This window comes from Nocardia sp. NPDC058497 (assembly GCF_042720195.1).
Classification (GTDB): Bacteria; Actinomycetota; Actinomycetes; order Mycobacteriales; family Mycobacteriaceae; genus Nocardia.
In genome coordinates, this window is record NZ_JBHXMY010000481.1 from 1,618 (window position 1) to 4,596 (window position 2,979).

Annotated in this window: 4 protein-coding genes; 3 read left to right on the forward strand and 1 reads right to left on the reverse strand. The window is 68.6% G+C overall.

Features of this window, described 5'->3' with window-relative positions:
* Window positions 1–495: phosphotransferase (locus tag ACFWPJ_RS25400; protein ID WP_378854893.1), on the forward strand; the 495-nt coding region annotated here is incomplete at its 5' end.
* Between the two features lie 9 nt (window positions 496–504).
* On the opposite strand, the gene ACFWPJ_RS25405 is transcribed toward ACFWPJ_RS25400, so the two are convergent.
* Window positions 505–1,020: a CGNR zinc finger domain-containing protein gene (locus tag ACFWPJ_RS25405; RefSeq protein ID WP_378854894.1), complete on the reverse strand. Its 516-nt coding sequence runs from the start codon at window positions 1,018–1,020 to the stop codon at window positions 505–507.
* Window positions 1,021–1,148: 128 nt separating this feature from the next.
* Between ACFWPJ_RS25405 and ACFWPJ_RS25410 the strand changes: the two genes are divergently transcribed.
* Both ACFWPJ_RS25410 and recA read left to right on the forward strand, forming a co-directional pair.
* Window positions 1,149–1,598, forward strand: a complete 450-nt coding sequence (locus ACFWPJ_RS25410) for a nuclear transport factor 2 family protein (protein ID WP_378854895.1) — start codon at window positions 1,149–1,151, stop codon at window positions 1,596–1,598.
* Between the two features lie 162 nt (window positions 1,599–1,760).
* Window positions 1,761–2,798, forward strand: a complete 1,038-nt coding sequence (recA, locus tag ACFWPJ_RS25415) for a recombinase RecA (protein WP_378854896.1) — start codon at window positions 1,761–1,763, stop codon at window positions 2,796–2,798.
* The last annotated feature ends 181 nt before the right edge of the window (window positions 2,799–2,979 follow it).

Genomic DNA, 2,979 nt, shown 5'->3' on the forward strand with positions numbered 1-2,979 from the left:
GCCGAAGCCCGGTCGCTCACCGACCTCACCGGTGATGCTGCCGAGGTCGGCGCGCTGATGGGGCAGACCTTGCGGGCGCTGCACGCGCTGCCGGTCGCCGGGTGCCCGTTCGACGGGCGCCTCGAGGTGACGCTGGCGCAGGCGCGCCGCAATGTCGTCGAAGGGTTCGTCGACACCGCCGATTTCGACGCCGACCATCGCGAGCTCACCCCCGCCGCCATCCACGAGCACCTGGTGGCACAGCGCCCCTCCGACGAGGATCTCGTCGTCGCGCACGGCGACTTCACGCCGGGCAATGTGCTGGCCGGTGGCGTGCTGATCGACGTCGCGGCGCTGGGCGTGGCCGACCGCTATCGCGATCTCGCCCTCGCCGAACGCGATCTGGCCGAGGACTTCGGTATCGACGCGGTGGTGGCGTTCTTCACCGCCTACGGGCTGACCGGCCCCGATCGCGCGAAGCTCGAGTACTACCGGCTGCTCGACGAACTGTTCTGAGCGCGGCGCTCAGCTGCTCTTGGCGTAGTGGCGGGCGGCCTTGGTGCGGTTGCCGCAGGTCGCCATGGAATGCCAGCGGCGGGTGCCGTTCTTGGACGTGTCGTAGAAGAACAGCACGCAGTCGGGATGGGCGCACTGCCGGATCCGGTGCGGCGCCGCGGCGATGAGGTGCAGCAGGTTGTCGGCGGCGAGCCAGCCGGGCAGCCAGGCCGGGTCGGCGACCTCCGGGGTATCGCGCGGGCCGTCGTCGGTGAGCTCACGGCGGATCCGGCCGCGGTCGAGCACCCGGTTCAGGGCGGCGTGGTCGGCGGCGGTGACGGCCGCGTGGACGGCATCGCGGGCCGCGTGCAGCGCGGTCAGCGTGTGCTCGTCGACGGGGACGCGATCGGCGAGCCCGGTGAGCTCGAGCCACAACCGCAGACCGTCGAGATCGGTGAGCAGATCACCCGGGGTCGCGCCCGCCCAGCGGGTGTTGAGCAGGTCCAGAGCCGGTGGTTCGCCGGTGTGCGGACGGGGATCGCGCATGCCTGAGGTTACCAACTCCGCTCCTAACCACTGTCACGATTTCACGGGTTGACGGTGCCGGCCGGTCGTCCTACTGTCTAACCTGTCAACGTCGAATAGATAGTTATCATTCCGGGAGAGGTTCCACTGTGCGACCGCCACTGCCACCCTTCGACCTCGAATCCGCCCGCGCCAAGGTCCTTGCCGCCGAAAATGCCTGGAATACCCGGGATCCCGAGCGGGTCGCCGCCGCGTACACCGAGGATTCGGTGTGGCGCAACCGTGACGAGTTCTTCACCGGCCGCGCCGCGATCGTCGACTTCCTCACCCGCAAATGGTCGACCGAGAACGGCTATGTCCTGCGCAAGGATCTGTGGGCCTTCCACGACAATCACATCGCGGTGCGCTTCCAGTACGAATGGCACGACGAGACCGGGCAGTGGTGGCGCAGCTACGGCAACGAGCAGTGGGAATTCGCGCCGGACGGGCGGATGGCGCGGCGCGAGGCCAGCATCAACGATGTGCGCATCGGCGAATCGGAGCGGCGGATCTTCGGGCCGCGCGCCGAGGGTGACGACTCGGTGCTGCCGCAGCAGTAGCCGGCGGATGTGCGCCGGGTTTGCGGGTCCTCGCGTGTTGGGTGGGCGCGTCGCTTGACTCGAATGGGTGTTCGACTAATCTGGGCGCCAGAACTTGTCGGTGCCGGCCTCTACTGTGGGCGCCAACCAGAGAGACACTCACCTCGAGAAGGGGACCACATCATGGCACCGCAGGCCTACGATCGCGACAAGGCGCTGGAGCTGGCACTGGCGCAGGTGGAGAAGAGCTTCGGCAAGGGCGCGGTCATGCGCCTGGGCGAAGATGTTCGCCCGCCCATCGGCGTCATCCCGACCGGCTCCATCGCCCTCGACGTCGCGCTCGGTATCGGCGGTTTGCCCCGCGGTCGCGTCGTCGAGATCTACGGACCGGAATCCTCGGGTAAGACCACCGTCGCGCTGCACGCGGTAGCCAACGCCCAGGCCGCGGGCGGTGTGGCCGCGTTCATCGACGCCGAGCACGCCCTCGATCCCGAGTACGCCCGCAAGCTCGGCGTCGACACCGACGCGCTGCTGGTCTCCCAGCCCGACACGGGTGAGCAGGCGCTCGAGATCGCCGACATGCTGGTGCGTTCCGGCGCCATCGACATCATCGTCATCGACTCCGTCGCCGCCCTGGTGCCGCGCGCCGAGATCGAGGGCGAGATGGGCGACAGCCACGTCGGCCTGCAGGCCCGGCTCATGAGCCAGGCGCTGCGCAAGATGACCGGCGCGCTCAGCAACTCCAACACCACCGCCATCTTCATCAACCAGTTGCGCGAGAAGATCGGCGTCATGTTCGGCTCGCCGGAGACCACCACCGGTGGTAAGGCGCTGAAGTTCTACGCCTCCGTGCGCCTGGACGTGCGCCGCATCGAGACCCTCAAGGACGGCAGCGACGCGGTCGGCAACCGCACCCGCGTGAAGGTCGTCAAGAACAAGGTGAGCCCGCCGTTCAAGCAGGCCGAGTTCGACATCCTCTACGGCCAGGGCATCTCCAAGGAGGGCTCGCTCATCGACATGGGCGTCGAGCACGGCTTCATCCGCAAGTCCGGCTCCTGGTACACCTACGAGGGCGACCAGCTGGGCCAGGGCAAGGAGAACGCCCGCAAGTTCCTGCTGGAGAACACCGATGTGCGCGACGAGATCGAGAAGAAGATCAAGGAGAAGCTGGGCATCGGCGCCGACCTGACCGCCGAGGCCGACGCACCCGCCGACTTCTGAGCCGATGCGCACGCCGAACCCCGGCCGCGCACGCCGCGACTCGGCCGACCCGGTCGAGGACATGCGACGGCAGCTGGCTCGCCTCGGCGTCGAGGTCGAGCCGCAGGCGCTGACGTCGTCCGCGGATCGTGGGCGGGGCGCGGGCGCCGAACTCGTCCGATCGGCTCGTGACGAACGAGCC

Excerpts from the sequence above, each read along its gene's own strand:
- ACFWPJ_RS25405 (WP_378854894.1), bottom strand. The coding sequence starts at position 1,020 with ATGCGCGATCCCCGTCCGCACACCGGCGAACCACCGGCTCTGGACCTG.
- recA (WP_378854896.1), top strand. The coding sequence starts at position 1,761 with ATGGCACCGCAGGCCTACGATCGCGACAAGGCGCTGGAGCTGGCACTG.